The 16,303-nt window shown below is 61.9% G+C and carries 19 protein-coding genes; 5 read left to right on the top strand and 14 right to left on the bottom strand.

All coding sequences use genetic code 11. The features are described from left to right. Window positions 1-257: 257 nt before the first annotated feature. Window positions 258-680 (top strand): SufE family protein, encoded by a 423-nt coding sequence (locus K6N12_RS06480; RefSeq protein WP_003587751.1) that lies wholly within the window; start codon window positions 258-260, stop codon window positions 678-680. A gap of 213 nt (window positions 681-893) precedes the next feature. On the opposite strand, the gene K6N12_RS06475 is transcribed toward K6N12_RS06480, so the two are convergent. The 9 genes from K6N12_RS06475 to K6N12_RS06435 form a co-directional block, all read right to left on the bottom strand. After that, window positions 894-1,325 carry a Ros/MucR family transcriptional regulator gene (locus K6N12_RS06475; protein ID WP_003569414.1) on the bottom strand — a complete coding sequence of 144 codons (432 nt, stop codon included), beginning with the start codon at window positions 1,323-1,325 and terminating at the stop codon, window positions 894-896. Between the two features lie 440 nt (window positions 1,326-1,765). Then, a complete protein-coding gene (gene mnhG, locus K6N12_RS06470; RefSeq protein WP_097627681.1) occupies window positions 1,766-2,098 on the bottom strand; it encodes a monovalent cation/H(+) antiporter subunit G in 333 nt (110 codons plus the stop codon). Beyond that, a complete protein-coding gene (locus tag K6N12_RS06465; protein ID WP_097627679.1) occupies window positions 2,095-2,445 on the bottom strand; it encodes a cation:proton antiporter in 351 nt (116 codons plus the stop codon). The genes mnhG and K6N12_RS06465 overlap by 4 nt, the downstream gene beginning before the upstream one ends. Continuing rightward, window positions 2,442-2,915 (bottom strand): Na+/H+ antiporter subunit E, encoded by a 474-nt coding sequence (locus K6N12_RS06460; protein WP_131711496.1) that lies wholly within the window; start codon window positions 2,913-2,915, stop codon window positions 2,442-2,444. Before K6N12_RS06460 ends, K6N12_RS06465 begins: the two co-directional genes overlap by 4 nt. Further along, on the bottom strand, window positions 2,912-4,465 hold the full coding sequence (locus tag K6N12_RS06455) for a Na+/H+ antiporter subunit D (protein ID WP_097627675.1): 1,554 nt from the start codon (window positions 4,463-4,465) through the stop codon (window positions 2,912-2,914). The genes K6N12_RS06460 and K6N12_RS06455 overlap by 4 nt, the downstream gene beginning before the upstream one ends. Before the next feature lie 250 nt (window positions 4,466-4,715). Continuing rightward, window positions 4,716-5,093: a Na+/H+ antiporter subunit C gene (locus tag K6N12_RS06450; protein ID WP_097627671.1), complete on the bottom strand. Its 378-nt coding sequence runs from the start codon at window positions 5,091-5,093 to the stop codon at window positions 4,716-4,718. Then, complete coding sequence (locus K6N12_RS06445; protein ID WP_097627669.1) at window positions 5,093-5,512, bottom strand: Na(+)/H(+) antiporter subunit B; 420 nt, start codon at window positions 5,510-5,512, stop codon at window positions 5,093-5,095. The genes K6N12_RS06450 and K6N12_RS06445 overlap by 1 nt, the downstream gene beginning before the upstream one ends. Then, a complete protein-coding gene (locus K6N12_RS06440; RefSeq protein WP_097627667.1) occupies window positions 5,512-7,872 on the bottom strand; it encodes a putative monovalent cation/H+ antiporter subunit A in 2,361 nt (786 codons plus the stop codon). The genes K6N12_RS06445 and K6N12_RS06440 overlap by 1 nt, the downstream gene beginning before the upstream one ends. 115 nt (window positions 7,873-7,987) lie before the next feature. Beyond that, window positions 7,988-8,203, bottom strand: coding sequence for a hypothetical protein (locus K6N12_RS06435; protein ID WP_097627665.1), 216 nt, complete (start codon window positions 8,201-8,203; stop codon window positions 7,988-7,990). 189 nt (window positions 8,204-8,392) lie between these two features. On the opposite strand from K6N12_RS06435, the gene msrB reads away from it, so the two are divergent. Then, window positions 8,393-8,806 (top strand): peptide-methionine (R)-S-oxide reductase MsrB, encoded by a 414-nt coding sequence (gene msrB / locus K6N12_RS06430; RefSeq protein WP_097627663.1) that lies wholly within the window; start codon window positions 8,393-8,395, stop codon window positions 8,804-8,806. Window positions 8,807-8,990: 184 nt separating this feature from the next. On the opposite strand, the gene K6N12_RS06425 is transcribed toward msrB, so the two are convergent. From K6N12_RS06425 to K6N12_RS06410, 4 genes are all read right to left on the bottom strand, one after another. Then, a complete protein-coding gene (locus tag K6N12_RS06425; protein ID WP_097627661.1) occupies window positions 8,991-9,692 on the bottom strand; it encodes a pentapeptide repeat-containing protein in 702 nt (233 codons plus the stop codon). A 139-nt stretch (window positions 9,693-9,831) separates the two neighbouring features. Then, on the bottom strand, window positions 9,832-10,341 hold the full coding sequence (locus K6N12_RS06420) for a GNAT family N-acetyltransferase (protein ID WP_097627659.1): 510 nt from the start codon (window positions 10,339-10,341) through the stop codon (window positions 9,832-9,834). 99 nt (window positions 10,342-10,440) lie between these two features. Beyond that, the gene (gene trhA, locus K6N12_RS06415; RefSeq protein ID WP_097627657.1) at window positions 10,441-11,109 is read right to left on the bottom strand and encodes a PAQR family membrane homeostasis protein TrhA; all 669 of its coding nucleotides are present in this window, start codon (window positions 11,107-11,109) and stop codon (window positions 10,441-10,443) included. 126 nt (window positions 11,110-11,235) lie between these two features. Continuing rightward, entirely contained in the window at window positions 11,236-11,655 is a 420-nt protein-coding gene (locus K6N12_RS06410; RefSeq protein ID WP_097627655.1) for a universal stress protein, read from the bottom strand. Between the two features lie 189 nt (window positions 11,656-11,844). Here K6N12_RS06410 and K6N12_RS06405 point away from each other — a divergent pair, with 189 nt between their 5' ends. The 3 genes from K6N12_RS06405 (at window position 11,845) to K6N12_RS06395 (ending at window position 15,463) form a co-directional block, all read left to right on the top strand. Further along, window positions 11,845-12,810: a VOC family protein gene (locus K6N12_RS06405; RefSeq protein ID WP_179867139.1), complete on the top strand. Its 966-nt coding sequence runs from the start codon at window positions 11,845-11,847 to the stop codon at window positions 12,808-12,810. Between the two features lie 175 nt (window positions 12,811-12,985). Beyond that, complete coding sequence (locus K6N12_RS06400) at window positions 12,986-14,152, top strand: AI-2E family transporter (RefSeq protein ID WP_097627653.1); 1,167 nt, start codon at window positions 12,986-12,988, stop codon at window positions 14,150-14,152. Window positions 14,153-14,170: 18 nt separating this feature from the next. Further along, entirely contained in the window at window positions 14,171-15,463 is a 1,293-nt protein-coding gene (locus K6N12_RS06395; protein ID WP_097627651.1) for an NAD(P)/FAD-dependent oxidoreductase, read from the top strand. Between the two features lie 27 nt (window positions 15,464-15,490). Here K6N12_RS06395 and K6N12_RS06390 read toward each other — a convergent pair whose 3' ends face one another. Next, window positions 15,491-16,279 carry a polysaccharide deacetylase family protein gene (locus K6N12_RS06390; RefSeq protein WP_097627649.1) on the bottom strand — a complete coding sequence of 263 codons (789 nt, stop codon included), beginning with the start codon at window positions 16,277-16,279 and terminating at the stop codon, window positions 15,491-15,493. Between the last annotated feature and the right edge of the window lie 24 nt (window positions 16,280-16,303).

Raw genomic sequence — 16,303 nt, 5'->3', positions numbered from 1 at the left:
CGCGGAAATGCCCCATGCCTGACGTGCCTGCCCTGTTTAATTCAGCATGTTGCTGCGCCGTGAGGATGCCCATCCCTCACGGCGTTTCTTTTTCATGCATGTCACCAGGACGCGTGCCGCGGTTTAGAGATCACGACACGCATGAAAACGAGGAATTGAAGCGTGTCGCATGAATCCTGTTCGACGCGGCGCGCTTTAACGGTTCAAATCCGCCGGTCTTTCACCTATATGCAGTTTTAAGATTGAAAGGCTTTCCCATGGCATCCCTCGACCAGATCATCGACGACTTCGCCTTCCTGGACGATTGGGAAGACCGCTACCGCTATGTCATCGAACTCGGCAAGGCGCTGCCGGACCTCGCCGAGGAGAAGCGTACCTCCGAAAATAAGGTAATGGGCTGTGCCAGCCAGGTCTGGCTGGTGACGCATACAACAGGTGATCCCGACAACCCGGTCATGAGTTTCGAAGGGGATTCCGACGCCCATATCGTCCGCGGCCTCGTCGCCATCGTGCTTGCCACCTATTCCGGCAAGACGGCGTCGGAGATCGCCGGCCTTGATGCCTTCGAGATCTTCTCGAAGATCGGTCTGGTGGAGAACCTGTCATCGCAGCGTTCGAATGGACTGCGATCGATGGTCAACAGGATCCGTGAGGAAGCAAAGCTTCGCGCCGCGGCCTGAACGCGCTTGCGATAAGGGGTTCTGAGAGACGCCGCGCCCCAAGCGATTCAGGAAGCGCTACGATCAACGAATCAGTACATTAACACTTGCTGATAGTATAGGAATACATTCTACGGCTGCTCGCAAAGCATAGGTCAGAGGCGCCGCCGCAAGCACAGACAGAAAAGCCGGGCACAAGACCCGGCTTTTGTCGTTGATGGCTTTCGAAAAAGCTCAGCCGCGGCCGCGCTTGCGGCGCTGACCCAGGCCCATTTCCTTTGCCAGGCGCGAACGCGCTTCGGCATAGGCGGGCGCTACCATCGGGTAGTCGGTCGGCAGGTCCCACTTCTCGCGGTATTCTTCCGGCGAGAGGCTGTGATGCGTCATCAGGTGACGCTTGAGGGACTTGAAGTTGCCGCCGCATTCCAGACACGTGATCTGCTCGTCCTGTACGGACTTGCGGACAGAGACTGCAGGCTTCTGTTTTTCGACGATGGCCGCAGCAGGCTGCGGTACGGACGTGTTGCTCAGTGCCGAATGCACGTCGGAAATCAGATTTGCCAGGTCGCTGACCGGGACAACATGGTTGCTGACATAAGCCGCGACGATGTCGGCTGTCAGTTCCACAAGCAGCTCCGGCGCATTGCCGGTCGCCATTTCCGTCATATTTTTTCTCCTGTTAGCATGCTCAAACGGCCTTTGACTGTTACGTCAAAGACCCGCCTCGTAGAAGCGAACAGCAAAAGCACGGGAAGCGACCTTCTGTTTCGAAAAACGCGAAATCCACCCCTAGATTCCGAAGAGCGAGACCTGTTCTAATACTGCCTGGCTGCAAATCACTACGTCATGCCCCAGGCGATGGCCCCAGTTTAGACATAAAAAATCAAAACTGAGAGACTTGGAAGCAGTACGATTGCGATTCACAATCAGAACTCTACTTGCATTTTCAAATACCATCGTTTGGTCGAAAGGCCAATTATTATTTGTCGTTTTTCTTGAGAAAAAATGACAGATGAAGAATTAAGGCGCGTTCTGGCAAGCTTTACTCACAGCTTCCTGTGCATAAGTTTTGCATAAATCTGGTAAAGCGGCGAAACAGCACAGGCTCAGCGCTTTCGCATATCGTCGCGGACCGAGACGGCGCCGAGCGCATATCCCGAAAGGTGGGCGGCTCTGGCCAGCAGATGGGCGGAGACCGGCGCCGTCAGCAGCAGGAAGACGAAGCCGGCAATGGCGCGGGCGAGAATCGACAGTTCCTGCGAATAGAGGCCGGCGGCAAGAAGCAGCAGACCGGAACCGACCGTCCCGACCTTCGAGGCCGCGTGCATACGCGTATAGAGGTCCGGCAGCCGGACCAGTCCGATCGCTGCCGAAAGAGCAAAGAGCGCACCCGATATCAGCAGCAAGGCAGTGGTGCCGGCCAGGATATAATCCATCATCGTTTCTTCCCTCCCGCACGCCGTTTGGCGCCGGCCTTTGCCGGAGATGCGGACGCCGGCGATTTGATGTTGCCGCGCGACAGCACGAATCGGGCGAAGGCAACCGTTGCCAGGAAACCGACGAGGCCGAGCGAAATGGCGATATCGATATAGAGCGAAAAGCCGGTTTTGACCGCGATGACGGCGATCAAACCGATGGCGATGCCGGTCAGCATATCGAGGGCGAGGATGCGATCCGGCAATGTCGGGCCGGCAACGACGCGCCAGACCGTCAGAATCAGTGCCAGGCCGAGGATGATGAGTGCAGCCGAGGATGCGGCCGCGACGATGGCGGCAGGTGTGATCACCGGAAAGCCTCCATGATCTTGCGCTCGAAACCATTGGCGATATCGCGCTTGGCTGTCTCGGGATCGGAACAATCGAGCGCATGGACATAGAGCGTGCGGCGATCTGTGGAGACATCGACCGAAAGCGTGCCGGGTGTCAGGGTGATGAGGTTTGCCAGCAGAGTGATCTCGAAATCGCTCGTCACCGTCAGGGGGAAGGCGAAGATGCCGGGCTTCAGCTTCATATCGGGCGAAAGAATGGTGAGTGTGACCCTCCAGGCCGACAGCGACAATTCCTTCAGGAACAAGAGGGCGAGCGAGAACACCAGGCTGGCGCGGCGCAGATATCCCTTGCCGCCGAAGGGTTCGCGGATGATGGCGAGCGAAAGGGCGGCAAGCAGGAAGCCAAGAACGAGATTGTGCAGCGAGGCGCTGCCGGTGACGGCGACCCAGGCAATGGCGAGCAGAAGATTGAAGAGAAAGGCGATCACCTGATGCCTCCGGGAAAGACCGAATGAACATAGGCTTCTGGATCGGCAAGACCGGCGGCGGCCGATTGCGACAGCGCCAGCAGCTGGTCCGGCAGGATGCCGAAGCCGACGACCAGCGCCGTCAGCGCGGCAAGCGGCAGGCCGGTGCCCCAGAGGGCTGCGGCCGGTTTCGCGGCCATCGGCGCCGGGCGCCAATAGGCGAGCAGAAAGAGGCGGCCAAAGGCGATCGTCGTCAGAAAACCGCCGGCGAGGATCACGGCCGCCAGCCACCAGGCGCCACTATCGAGCGCGGCCTTGACGAGAATGACCTTCGGCCAGAAGCCGGAAAAGGGCGGCAGGCCGCAGGCGGCAAGGAAGAGCACCAGGGAGAGCGCGGTGAAGCCGCCGCTTTGGCGGTAGAGGCCGCCGAGCGTCGACAATAGAAAGCCGCCGCCGCGCCGGGCGATTTCACCAGCGGCAAGATAAAGCGCCGTCATCAGCACCATGGAATGAAGCGCGTAAAAGACTGCGCCGCTGATGCCGCCGCCCGTACCGCCAAGTGCGACGCCGGCAAGCATATTGCCGATGCCCGATATGACGACATAGCCGAACAGCCTGCGGATATCGTTTTCGGCAAGCGCGCCGAGCGCGCCGACGAGGATGGTCGCCGCGGCGATAAGCGCAATCAGCAGGCTCAATTCCTGGCGCTCCACCGGCAGCAGCATGACGACCACCCGGATCAATGCGTAAATGCCGACCTTGGTGAGCAGGCCGGCAAACAGCGCCGAGACCACGATGCGCGGTGTATGATAGGCTGCTGGGAGCCAGAAATTGACCGGAAAGGCGGCCGCCTTCATGGCGAAGGCGAGCAGGAAGAGACTTGCCAGCGTCATCAGCGGCGCCGTGGCGCGCAAATCCCTCGCCTTTACTGCGATATCGGCCATGTTGAGGGTGCCGAAGACGGCATAAAGGATGCCGACGCCGATCAGGAACAGCGTCGTGGCGATGAGGTTCAGCACCGCATATTTCAGCGCACCGTCGATCTGCCGACGTTCGGAGCCGAGAATGATCAGCCCGAAGGAGGAGATCAGCAGCACCTCGAACCAGACATAGAGATTGAAGATATCGCCGGTGAGAAAGGCGCCGCTGACACCGGCCATCAGCAGCATGAGCAGCGGGAAAAACCCGTATCGCCGGCCGCTGTCACCGATATCGGTCAGCGCATAGATGCCGGCGGCGAGCGCAGCAAGGGCTGAAGTGAAGGCCATCAGCGCCCCGAAGAGGTCGACCGTGAAGGCGATGCCGAAGGGCGGCAGCCAGCGGCCCATCACCATGGTGAGCGGCCCTTCGGCCACGACCTTGGCCAGCAGCGCCGCATCGATCAGCGCCAGCAACACAAGGCCCAAAATGGCCAGCCAGGCCTGCAGGCGGGGGTAGGCGCGCAGCATCAGCAGGACGGCGCCGAGCGTGATGCAATGGGCGACCGGCAGAATGGCAAGCCAATGGCCGATCGGCACCGGGGCGGTGATCAGGGCGGCGGAGAGATCGACGGCGGAGGTGGGAGCGGCCATCAGGCGTGGCCTTTGGGAACGCGAGGGGCGTGCCGTGGGATGCCCCCCTCTGCCCTGCCGGGTATCTCCCCCACAGGGGGGGAGATCGGCAAGACGCGCGCCCTTGCCGATATATCAATTGCACCCCCAGCCGCTTCGTCTATCTCAGGCATCTGACGAGGGTGAGACTTCGCCCCCAGCCGATCTCCCCCCTTGTGGGGGAGATGCCCGGCAGGGCAGAGGGGTGTAACCGCCAGCACCAACATCTGCATCAATACCCCAATGGCGGCAGCGGCCGGTCGTCGGGCTCGGCGGCGCGCATTTCGCTGGTGTCGTCGGTGCCGAGATCCTGGTAGGCGCGGTAGGTCAGCACCAGCAGAAAGGCGAGGAAGGAGAAGGAGATGACGATCGCCGTCAGGATCAGTGCCTGCGGCAGCGGATTGGCGGTGCCGGCGGGCAAGGCGTCGAGACCCGCCGGGATGATTGGCGGCACCTCGCGCGTCAGCCGGCCTGAAGTAAAGAGCAGGAGGTTGACGGCATTGCCGAGGATGGCGATGCCGAGCATGATGTGGATCGTGAATTTCGACAGCATCAGATAGATGGCGGCAGCGAAAAACAGGCCGACGAGGATCGCCAGAAGCGGCTCCATCATTCCACCTCCTTTTCTTCCAATGTCAGCGCGATCGAGGTGATAGCGCCGAAGACGACGAGATAGACGCCGACGTCGAAGAGCATGACGCTCGACAGTGGCACTTCGAGACCGAAAAGGTTCGGATAGACCCAGAGGCCGGTCATGAAGGGAACGGCAAAAAGGATGGAGAGAAGGCCTGATAGCGTCGACAGCAGCAGGCCGAAGCCGGCGATCGACAGCGGATGGAAGAAAAGCGCGCGGCGAACGGCGGCAACACCAAGAGCAATGCCATAGATCGCCAGTCCCGAAGCGGCAATCAACCCGCCGATGAAGCCACCGCCCGGCTCGTTATGGCCGCGCAGCAGCACGAAGACGGAGAAAAGCAGCATCAGCGCGGTGAGGAACGGGGCAATGGTGCGGAAGATCAGGGTATGCATCAGCCCTCGGCCTCCACTGGATCATTGGCGGCAAGCTTGCGCTCCGTGCCGGCGCGGATGCGGATCAGCGCCAGGATGGCAAGGCCGGTGACCGCGACGACGGCGATTTCGCCGAGCGTATCAGTGCCGCGGAAGTCGACGATGATGACGTTGACGACATTGGCGCCATGGGCAATCGTTTTCGAATAGGCGTTGAAGAACACCGTCAGCGCATCGTTGAACGGCACCTGTGTTGCCCGCATCAGCATAAGCGTGAAGCCGAGGCCGCAGACGAGCGCAAGCGCGCCGTCGAAGAGCCTTCGGCCAAGCGGGCGCCGATCGTCCGGGGAGAGGCGGAGCCTGGTCATGACCAGGGCGAGGATGACCACCGACAGGGTTTCGACCATGAACTGGGTGAAGGAGAGATCCGGCGCCCCGAACAGCAGGAAGATGATAGCGACGGCAAGACCCTGAATGCCAAGCGAGACGATTGCCGTCAGCCGGTCGCGGGCGACGAGCACGGCGGCAAGGCCGACCGCAGCGATCAGCAAAACCGCCCATTCATAGAGCCGGACATCCGCCGGCCAGGCTGGAAGCTGCGGCAATTCACCAAAGACGACGGGGGGGATGATGAGGATGGCGGCGACCGAGAGGAAGGTGCAGGCGATATAGATTTGCAGCCGCCCCGGCTGCAGAATACGCATGGTGCGGGCGGCGAAGCGGACAAGGCCCGATATGGCAAGATCGAATCCGTGATCCGGCCCGCGCCCGGCGGCGCGCAGGAAGATCGCCATCGCCACGCGGGCGAGGGCGAGCTGCCAATAGACGCCGATGCCGAGAAGCACTGTCAAAGCGGAGACCGCCAAGGGCACGCCTGGATGCAGCGCCAGCGAAATGTCGATCTCAGCAGGGGTCTGGCGGATCGCGGCTGATATCGGCGACGACAGGGCAGCGTGCGTGAAGCTCGAAAAGATCGCGGCAAGCAGGCCGAGGGCAGCGAGAACGGCCGGGCCGAGCCAGAGCAGGACGGGCGCTTCGTGCGGATGTTTCTCCGTCTCCACCGGCCGGCCGAGAAAGGGTTTCAGCGCCACGGCGAAGGCGACGGCAAACATCAGCGCATTGCCGAAGACGGTGATGGTAGTGAAGGTAAGCGCGCGGACATCGCCGCCGGTGAGTGCCGTATAGATCTCCTCCTTGGCGAGGAAGCCGAAGAAGGGCGGCAGGCCGGCCATGGAGAGGGCCGCCGCAAGTGCGATGACCCACGTCAGCGGCATCGCCCGCCCGAGGCCGCCGAGCCTGGTGACATCGCGCGTGCCGGTCTCGTGATCGATGATCCCGGCGACCATGAACAGCGCACCCTTGAAAAGGCAATGCGCCACCAGATAGAGCGCTGCCGCCTCCACCGCATGTTCGGAGCCGAAGCCGATCAGCATGACGAGCAGGCCGAGCGAGGAGACGGTGGTATAGGCGAGCTTGAGCTTCAGGTCGGCCTCGCCGATGGCGAGCGTGGCGCCGACCACCAGCGTCAACCCGCCGAAGAAGGGCAGAAGGATTTCCCAGGCGGGGGTCGCCCCCATGACGGGATTGAGCCGCATCAGCAGATAGACACCCGCCTTCACCATCGTGGCCGAATGCAGGTAGGCCGACACCGGCGTCGGCGCCTCCATGGCGTTCGGTAGCCAGAAATGAAAGGGAAACTGCGCCGACTTGGTGAAGGCGCCGGCAAGAACCAGGATAAGGGCAGCGAGATAGAACGGGCTTTCGCGCACGGCATCGCCAAATGCCATGAGCTGCGACAGCTGCGTGACGCCCGATATGTTCCAGAGCAGCAGCAGGCCGGCCAGCAGGCAGAGCCCTCCCCCGCCGGTGACGACAAGCGCCTGCAGGGCGGCGCGGCGCGCCGCCTCGCGCTCGTGATCGAAGCCGATCAGCAGGAAGGAGGTGATCGACGTCAGCTCCCAGAAGATGAAGAGCATCAGGAAACTGTCGGAAACGACGAGGCCGAGCATCGCCCCCATGAAGAGGAAGATAAACGAGAAGAAGCGGCCCTGATCCTTGTGTCCCTTGAGATAGCCGCCGGCATACAGCACGATCAGGGTGCCGATGCCGGTGATCAGCAGTGCAAAAGCCAGCGACAAGCCATCGAGAAACCAGGAGAAGGACAGATTGTAGCTCGGTACCCAGGCATAACCGCCGGCGACGACCTCACCGCGCGCGATCGCGGGCACGAAACGCAGGAAATGCAGAAAGGCGAGCAAGGGCGCGAGCGCCAGAAACCAGGCACCGTTGGCGCCGAAGATGCGGATGACGAGAGGAGCGGCAAGAGCGCCGACAAGCGGCAGACACAGGGCCAGAAATGTCAAAGCCGTGACATCGGCCATATCTCCTCCCCAACAGCGATAAACGACGCACCAGCGAAAACCGGCCTGTCTTCTGACTTAGGCGAAACGGGAGGGCGTCTCAAGCGATTTCGGCCGCAGGAGCTATTCGACGTAATCAGGCGGCCGATCGGGAAAGACGGGTCAGCAACCGGACAACGCAGCCGTGCAGGATAAAGACCAGAAGCGTCAGCGGCCACAGCAGGCAGGCGAAAAGCCCCGCCAGACGATGGAGCGTCAAGCCGTCATGGTTGGCCCAGCCCTCCAGGAGCGTGACCGCCATGGCGGCTGCGGCTACGAAGCCGTAGAGCAGGACGATTGCTGCTTCAAACACCAGTGATTCCCCTATACACGTAACATTAACCCTAACAGAAAACCCCTAACGGATGTAAGAGCAGGCGCCCTCCCCAAAAAGCGGTACATGGTCAATGGGGCGGGATGGTGCCCAAGTCTTGATGAACTGTCGACGGCGCACCACATTTTCTGGCAAAACGGAACCGCCCCTCGGCGAAAGGAGCATGGCATGTCCGAAACCGCAACCACCGCCAAGATCCACAAGACCGATGCGGAATGGAAGGAGCAGCTCACCCCCGAGCAATACCGCATCACCCGCCAGCACGGCACCGAGCGCGCCTTCACCGGCCCCTATTGGGATTCCTTCGAGACAGGGCTTTACCGCTGTGTCGGCTGCAACGCCCCGCTGTTCCGCTCCGACACGAAGTTCGACGCCGGCTGCGGCTGGCCGAGCTATTTCGAAGCCGTCTCGCCCGATGCGGTGACCGAGCATCGCGACACCGCCTTTGGCATGGTGCGCACCGAAATCCGCTGCGGCAGCTGCGAAGCCCATCTCGGCCACGTCTTCCCCGACGGCCCGCCGCCGACCGGCCTGCGCTACTGCATCAACGGCCATTCCATGGTGTTTGAGCCGGGGCAATAGACGTTCGGCGCAGGAGGCAACCTGCCCTTCATTCGCCTGTCGGCAACTTCTCCGTTCCACGATACGTCTCGTATCGCACGTCCCCTCGCCCCGTTTCTACGGGGAGAGGGAGAGGGTGAGGGGCAAGCTTTCGGCGCAAAACCGGGCCTACAGCGCGACGGTCCGGCTGGCGAGTCTTGACCGATCACTCATGCTCGGCAGGGCATGGCCAGGTCGTCGGCGCAGAGAGGCCGGCGGGGAGCTTGGTCGAGGTGTCGCCGCAAGCAAGGTCGATCTGGGCTTGTTCGAGGCCGGATGCCGCCGAGAGGTCGAGGCCTTCGATGCGGGTGAGGAACATGAAGGCGCGCTCGAAGATCGCCGGGCCTTCCAAACTTGCGCCGGAGAGATCGGCACGGGAGAGATTGGCGAAAGAGAATTTCGTGCCGGTCAGCACCGCCTTGTCGAAATCGGCGCGACCGAGTTCGGCTTTTTCGAAGCTCGCGCCGGCAAGCCTGGCGCCGGCGAAATTGGCTCGCTGCAGCTCGGCGCCGGCGAAGGAAGCGCCTTCGGCGATGATATTGGCGAAGCTGGCGCGATAGGCTTCGATTTTGGCGAAGCTGGCGCCTTCGGCGTGTGCGCCCTCGAGCGAGGCGCGCACCAAAGTCGCCTTTTCGAGATTGGCGGATTTGACGTTGGCGCCGGCGAGATCAGTCAGCGAGAAATCCGTGCCGACGAGGTTGGCACCTTCGAGATCACTGCCCTGCAGCATCAGGTTCTTCTTGGTGCATTCCTGCCAGTCGAGCTTCGGCGAGGCCAGGCTGCCGCAATCGGCGGCCCGGGCGGCGACCGGCGGAAATGCCAGAAGAGCGAGGGCAAGGAGACCGAGCGACGATCCGTGCTTTGCCATTGAACTGTTCACCTCCATACCATTCTAAGGCCACCCTCGAAGCCGGTCGCCTCTACTTTCTTACACAGCTCTGACTACAATAAAAAGATGGAGAGCGCCGTTGACAATGGCAATGCCCGGGGGCCCGAGGGATGCCGGATTAGGCCGAAGGCAGGCGAAGCTCCATGCAGGTGAGGTCCAGCCAGCGGCCGAATTTGGTGCCGACCTCGGAAAATCTACCGGCGATGCGAAAACCGAGCTTTTCGTGCAGCCGGATCGAGGCGGTGTTCTCGGCCTCGATGCCGGCGATCATCACATGAATATTGCCCGCCGCGGCGCGGACGATCAATTCGCGCATCAGCCGCTCGCCGATGCCGGCGCCGCGGCAATCCTTGTCGACATAGACGGAATGCTCGACGGTGTGGCGGTAACCGTCGAAGGCGCGCCAGTCGCCATAGGAGGCATAGCCGGCGACCTTGCCCGACAGCTCGGCGACAATGACGGGAAAGCCGCGGGCCTTGCGCGCCTTCATCCATTCCCGCCGGTTTTCGAGATCGACTAGCGTCTCGTTCCAGATCGCCGTCGTGTGTTCGACGGCGTGATTGTAGATATCACGGATGGCGGGAAGATCGGTTTCGGTGGCGTCGCGGAGGAGGACGGTGTCTTTCATAATTGCCTGTTCGTTTTGTCTGCGACAGGCGGCATACGCCCTGCCCCAAAAGATGTAAACGGCGGATCCACCTGCGAGAGACGCCGGGCGCGATCTTTATCAGACGCCCGGCGCCGACAGGCTGAAACAGGTGAAGACGGCCGAATAGTGCACGGCCGCGGCGGTGACGACGAAACCGTGCCAGATGGCATTCTGGAAGCGCAGCTTCTCCCAGACATGAAAGATGACGCCGAGCGAATAAATGACCCCGCCGATGACGATCAGCAGCATCGAGGCGGAGGGAATGCGCGAGGCGACAGGTTCGGCCACCAGCACGCCGCTCCAGCCCATGGCGAGATAGAGCAGGATGGCGACACGGTCGTAACGGCCGGGAAAGACGCATTTCAGAATAATGCCGGCAGCAGCAAACAGCCAGATCGCCACCAGCATGAACAGAAGCAGCGGGTCGTCTGCGCCGCGTTCGAGGAAGGGCGTGTAGGTGGCGGCGATCAACAGGAAGATCGCCGAATGATCGAAGCGGCGCAGATACCATTTGGTGCGCGAGACCGGCCACGCATTATAGGAAAAGGAAATGGCTAGCGTCAGCACCAGCCCGACGCCATAGATCCAGGCGGCGGCGAGCGCGCCGTAGGAACTCCAGAGCGTGGCGTAGAAGATCAACACCGTGGCGCCGATCAGCGCCAGCACGAGACCGACGCCATGGACGATGCCATCGGCGATCAGTTCGTATCTGTCGTAAGCCCAGCGAATGCCGTTGAACTCGGCCATGCACGCCAATCCGTTTCAGACCCAATGGCAATCGTCGCATCGAACGAACGGGTGCGCAACTGCGGCGAAGTGCACAAGCGGTCAATCTTCGTAACAGGCTGTCTGGCGCCGAGACGGCTCGCGCAATCAGACCTTTTGCCGGTCGACGAGCACAGAGCATTTCGCGTGGCGCACGACCCGGTCGGCGGTAGCGCCGATGAAGTAGTTGGAAAAATCCGGAACATGCGAGGCGACAATTATGAGGTCGGCGCCGTAGCTTTCGGCGGTCGAGATGATGGCTTTGGCGGGCGGACCGTTACGGATCTCGACGGTTGCCGCGATGCCGGTTTCTGTTATTAGCGCCTTCAGCTGGTCGCGGCTGTCCTGCATGGCATCCTCGACCATATTGGCCGGCAGTTCGATCGCGACATAGGTCGGGACATCCTCGATGACGTTGAGTGCGACGATCTCGCCGCCGTCGTCGAGCAGCGATGCGGCCTTGCGAAGGATTTTTTCTCCCTTTTCGATGCCCCCGAGCGCGATCGCTACGATGATCTTCCTGTACATGGCTCCCTCCATGACTGAGATGTATAAGTATCCTCTAAAGAAGATATGGACGCATTCACCGCGATCAAGTGGGCGCAAGTCATCGTCAACACCCGCTCAACACTTCATCATCAAAAACGGGTCTTCTGTGAACAATCGCGATCCGCCATATAGAGATCAGGTACGGCGGCTGAGAGGAGACAGAGGCGAATGAACCGGCGAAACTTCCTCGGCCTTGCTGCAGGCGGCACATTTGCCGCCACCGCCGGCACGCCTTCCTTTCAACAGGACAGATCACAGGCAGGAGACCAATCCATGACGACCGAAACTTCCTACGCGCTGACGCGGCCCGCCTATATCGACCAGTCGCATCTCGTCGTGAAGGACCTTGCTCTCGTGTCCGGCTTCTATCAATCGATGCTCGGCCTGAAGGTCATCGAGGAGACGGCGAGCGGCCAAGTGCTGGGTGTCGGCGATCTGCCGCTGCTGACGCTAACGACGGCCAAGGATGCCGCGATCGCGCCGCGCAACGCGGCCGGCCTTTTCCACACCGCCTTCCTAATGCCGGATCGCGCCGAACTGGCGCGCTGGCTGCGCCATGCGGCCCAGAACAATGTCGTGCTCGACGGCGCCTCGGACCATCTCGTCAGCGAGGCGATCTATCTGTCCGACCCGGAAGGCAACGGCATCGAAATCTATGCCGACCGGCCGCACGAGCAATGGAAATTCCAGCAGGACGGCATGGTGGAGATGGCGACGCTGCGCCTCGACCTGCAGGCGCTCTACGACAGCGCACCGGACGAACGCTGGGGCGGCATGGCGGCGGGAACGGCGATCGGCCACCTGCATCTGCAGGTCGGCGACATCCCGCAGGCCGACGCCTTTTATCGCGACGTGCTCGGCCTCAAGCTGATGGCGAGCCGTCCCGGTGCCAGTTTCTTTGCGACCGGCGGCTACCATCACCATCTCGCCGCCAATATCTGGAACAGCCGGGGTGCCGCCGCCCGCGCCGACAATATGACCGGACTTTCGGACTACAAGGTCCGGTTCAACGACAATGCGACGCTGGATGCGGCGATCTCCAAGCTCGATGCGCTGGAGATCAAGAGCGAGAAGCGCGATGGCGGCACCTTCCTCAAGGATCCCTGGGGTATCGGCCTGACGCTTTCGGCGTAATTTCCCAAGCGCGAATCAGCCCGAAACGGCCGAAAACATTCGCGCCATGCGGGCAAAACAATGCGTATGAAGAGGTGCCGCGTGCGGTTTGCCGGCTAGCCCTTTGCCTCAGGGAACCGGAACCGCGTCGGCGCGTTTCGGTCACGAAGCAATGAGCTTCGGGGGACCTCACCGCATGGGCATCGCCAATGGCATCCGCAAACAAGCCAAGAAGATTGCGATCGGCGAACGCCGCACCAGCGCCTGGGCGCAGACACTGAAGGAGGCAGCCGAAGAGCTGCCGCCGGCACCGCTGCACCGGCTTGAGAAAGACGGCCTGGATATAAGCATGGCCTGGGCGATCATCGGCATCTTCGGAATTCTCTTCCTTGCCGCGGTCTATCTGATGTCGCTGATCCTCATCCCGATCACACTTGCCGTCGTCGTCGGCATGATCCTCGGCATGGCGGCAGAAAAGCTCAGCAAGATGGGAGTGCCGCGGCTTGCCAACGCCTTTATCCTGTCAAGCAGCGTGGCGCTGGTGATCTTCCTGCTCATCAACTCGCTCGCCGATCCGCTGATGACGTTTGCCAATGAGGGCCCGGCCTTCGCCGAGCGAATGATAAACCGCGTCATGCCTTATCTGGAGCGAATCCGATGGCTGCATATCACGCCGGCGACATTTGAAAGCGGGTCGATGTCGATCGGTGCGCTGCTCGAAAACACCGGCAACGTCCTGCACGTGGTGACGAGCAGCCTGACGCCGGCACTGGTGCAGGGGATGATCTTCTTTGCGGCGCTGCTGTTCTTCCTCGCGGGTCGGGTCAACCTCCGCAAGACGATCATCATGACCTTCCGCACTCGCACGCAGCGCCTGGCCGCCATCCGTGTCATCAACGCCGTCGAGCAAGTGCTCGGCTTTTATTTCGCGACGGCCTCGCTGATCTATGTCGGACTCGGCGTTGTCATGACTGTCATCGCCTATGCCGGCGGGTTGTCGGCGCCGGTGCTCTGGGGCTTCTTCGCCTTCCTGTCGAGCTTCATCCCCTATCTCGGCATCACGCTGATGACGCTGGCCGTCGCCGTCGCCGGCATCCTGACCCATGATGGCCTCCTCGTCGGCCTGATGCCGGCCGCAGCCTTCTTCACCGTGCATCTCCTGATGGAAAACCTGATCTTCCCGGCGGTGATGGGACGGCGGTTGGAAATCAATCCTTTCGTCGTCTTCCTCGCCATCCTGTTCTGGACATGGATGTGGGGTGCCGTCGGTGCCATGCTGGCGCTTCCGCTTTCGCTAATCGTCATGACTGTCATCGACGAAATACTGATCGAGGAAAAGCCGCAGCCGCAATTGCCGAAATGATCAACCGGGGAGATAGTGGTGGCGTCTGATCTCACTCTCAACGAATCCGATCACGACCAGATGGTCAGCGGTCGATCGCTCTGGGGGAAAAGCGGCATTCGGCCGGAATGGCGGCCGATCGAGCAGAGCTTTTCCACCGACATCGCCGTGATCGGCGGCGGCATCACCGGCGCCCTGGTTGGCGAACATCTGACGGCGCGCGGTTTTTCCGTTGTTATCATCGACCGGGAGGAGCCCGGTTTCGGCAGCACTGCGGCGAGCACCGCGATGTTGCAATGGGAAATCGACAGCACGCTCACCGAACTTGAGGATTATTACGGCTTCGAACGCGCCGCCGGCATTTACCGCCGCAGCGGAGCAGCGGTCGCCGGCCTTTCCAAACTGATCGCCGCACACGGGATTGCCTGCGGTTTCCGGCCGCGCAACACGCTCTATCTCGCCGCCAACCAGGAAGGCGCGCGCGAGTTGCTGGAGGAGCGCCAACTTCGCCGCCGGGCCGGCCTGCCCGGCGTCTATCTCGAACATCCCGACCTCTTCACCCAGTTCGAACTCGATCGGGATGGGGCAATCTATTCGCCGGGTTCGGCCGAGGCCGATCCGCTGCTTCTGACCTGGGCATTGATCGAAATGTCCGTCCGGCGCAGCGCGCGGCTGGTCAATGCTTCCGTCACCGCGCTTCACAGTGAAGGCGATCACGTCACGGCCGAGACGGACGGAGGCCACGTCATCGAGGCGCGGCATGCCGTGCTTGCCACCGGCTATTCGATGCCGGGCCTCTACATGCCGAAGCTGCACCGCACCAGTTCGAGCTGGGCGCTCGCCACCGTACCCCAGGACCCGGCAAATTTCTGGCGCGAGAGGGCGCTGATATGGGAGGACAGCCACCCCTATCTCTACATGCGCACGACAGAGGACAATCGCATCGTCGCCGGCGGCGAGGATGACGGCACGGCCGATCCCGAAGCCCGCGACCTCAAGCTGCCGGCCAAGATCATGGCGATTCGCGAGAAGATAAATCGGCTATGGCCGAAAGCGGATACGCGGGTGGAGCACGCCTGGTGCGGAACCTTCGGCGAAACCGCCGACGGCCTGCCGCTGATCGGCCCGGTGCCCCATATGCCGCATGTGTTCGCAGCCTACGGCTACGGCGGCAACGGCATCACCTTTTCTTATCTCGCCGCCCAGATGATCGGCGCGATGCTGGCCGGCATGCATCGCGACTGGTTCGAGGATTTCGCGCTCGACAGGGATGGGCCGGGGCTGCGACGGTTTGGAGAGGATAGGCTGGGGGCTGGGCATGAGTTGCGGTAGAGGCCACGGCCACCGTTAGCCACAAAACTACTCCGTCGTCTTGTCGTCACCCATATCCTCGACATCCTCCAGACGAACGAACTCCGTCCCCTTCATCTTGAGATCGACCAGAGCCTTCGCCACCCCCTCGCCCGCCGCATGGGTCGGCTGGTTGATGTGCGAGATGACGACGTCGCCGTCCTTGGCCGAGGCGATGCGTTTTTCGGTGATGACGGCCCCGAGCAGCGAGCCGCCGTCGCCGTTTACCGAATAACCGGCGATGCGATAGCCCATGGCGCGGATCTCGCCGATGGCGGACAAGTCATATTTGGCGGTCGAGCCGCGGAACCAATGTGGCGCGGGAATGCCCGCCGCGGTCATTGCCGCGGCGCCGCCCTCGACCTCCTGCTTCACCGCCTGCGGCGAGCCGGCCGAGGCGATGCCATAGACTAGCGTCGGCGTGTCGATGGCCGGGATATGGTTCTCTCCGTGATTTTCGAGTTCGAAGAGATCAGGGTTCTGCAGGAACACGGCAAGGGCTGCGGGGTTGTGCTTCAGCCAGCGGGCGGTGACGAAGATCGTCGCCGGGATGCGCGCACGCACCAGCGTCGACAGGATGCGCTCGTCCGCCTGGCCCATGCAGGCATCGAAGGTCAGCGCAATGCGGGCATGGCCTGATATGTTGGAGCGGGCAATATGCAGATGCGGCTCGACGAGCTTTACCGCTGGGCTCTTCATGAGCGGAGCGGCGGCGGCCGGCAGCGGCGGCGCTTCGGCCGCGCACAGCGTAGACAGGCCGGCCAGAAGAAACGCCGAAGCAAGCAAGATGCGGTTCATGAAAGGACTTCTACGATTCGATCG

The organism is Rhizobium redzepovicii, assembly GCF_019793435.1.
GTDB classification, from domain to species: Bacteria; Pseudomonadota; Alphaproteobacteria; order Rhizobiales; family Rhizobiaceae; genus Rhizobium; species Rhizobium redzepovicii.
The sequence above is the reverse complement of the archived record's forward strand: the minus strand, read 5'-3'. Positions and strand labels throughout refer to the sequence as shown.

Bases quoted from the DNA above. Each gene is read 5' to 3' on its own strand.
- K6N12_RS06445 (WP_097627669.1), bottom strand. From the start codon at position 5,512: ATGCATACCCTGATCTTCCGCACCATTGCCCCGTTCCTCACCGCGCTG.
- K6N12_RS06390 (WP_097627649.1), bottom strand. From the start codon at position 16,279: ATGAACCGCATCTTGCTTGCTTCGGCGTTTCTTCTGGCCGGCCTGTCT.
- K6N12_RS06420 (WP_097627659.1), bottom strand. From the start codon at position 10,341: ATGAAAGACACCGTCCTCCTCCGCGACGCCACCGAAACCGATCTTCCC.
- K6N12_RS06475 (WP_003569414.1), bottom strand. From the start codon at position 1,325: ATGACGGAAATGGCGACCGGCAATGCGCCGGAGCTGCTTGTGGAACTG.
- K6N12_RS06440 (WP_097627667.1), bottom strand. From the start codon at position 7,872: ATGGCCGATGTCACGGCTTTGACATTTCTGGCCCTGTGTCTGCCGCTT.
- trhA (WP_097627657.1), bottom strand. From the start codon at position 11,109: ATGGCCGAGTTCAACGGCATTCGCTGGGCTTACGACAGATACGAACTG.
- K6N12_RS06480 (WP_003587751.1), top strand. From the start codon at position 258: ATGGCATCCCTCGACCAGATCATCGACGACTTCGCCTTCCTGGACGAT.
- K6N12_RS06450 (WP_097627671.1), bottom strand. From the start codon at position 5,093: ATGGAGCCGCTTCTGGCGATCCTCGTCGGCCTGTTTTTCGCTGCCGCC.
- K6N12_RS06400 (WP_097627653.1), top strand. From the start codon at position 12,986: ATGGGCATCGCCAATGGCATCCGCAAACAAGCCAAGAAGATTGCGATC.
- K6N12_RS06455 (WP_097627675.1), bottom strand. From the start codon at position 4,465: ATGGCCGCTCCCACCTCCGCCGTCGATCTCTCCGCCGCCCTGATCACC.
- mnhG (WP_097627681.1), bottom strand. From the start codon at position 2,098: ATGATGGATTATATCCTGGCCGGCACCACTGCCTTGCTGCTGATATCG.
- K6N12_RS06405 (WP_179867139.1), top strand. From the start codon at position 11,845: ATGAACCGGCGAAACTTCCTCGGCCTTGCTGCAGGCGGCACATTTGCC.
- K6N12_RS06410 (WP_097627655.1), bottom strand. From the start codon at position 11,655: ATGTACAGGAAGATCATCGTAGCGATCGCGCTCGGGGGCATCGAAAAG.
- msrB (WP_097627663.1), top strand. From the start codon at position 8,393: ATGTCCGAAACCGCAACCACCGCCAAGATCCACAAGACCGATGCGGAA.
- K6N12_RS06425 (WP_097627661.1), bottom strand. From the start codon at position 9,692: ATGGCAAAGCACGGATCGTCGCTCGGTCTCCTTGCCCTCGCTCTTCTG.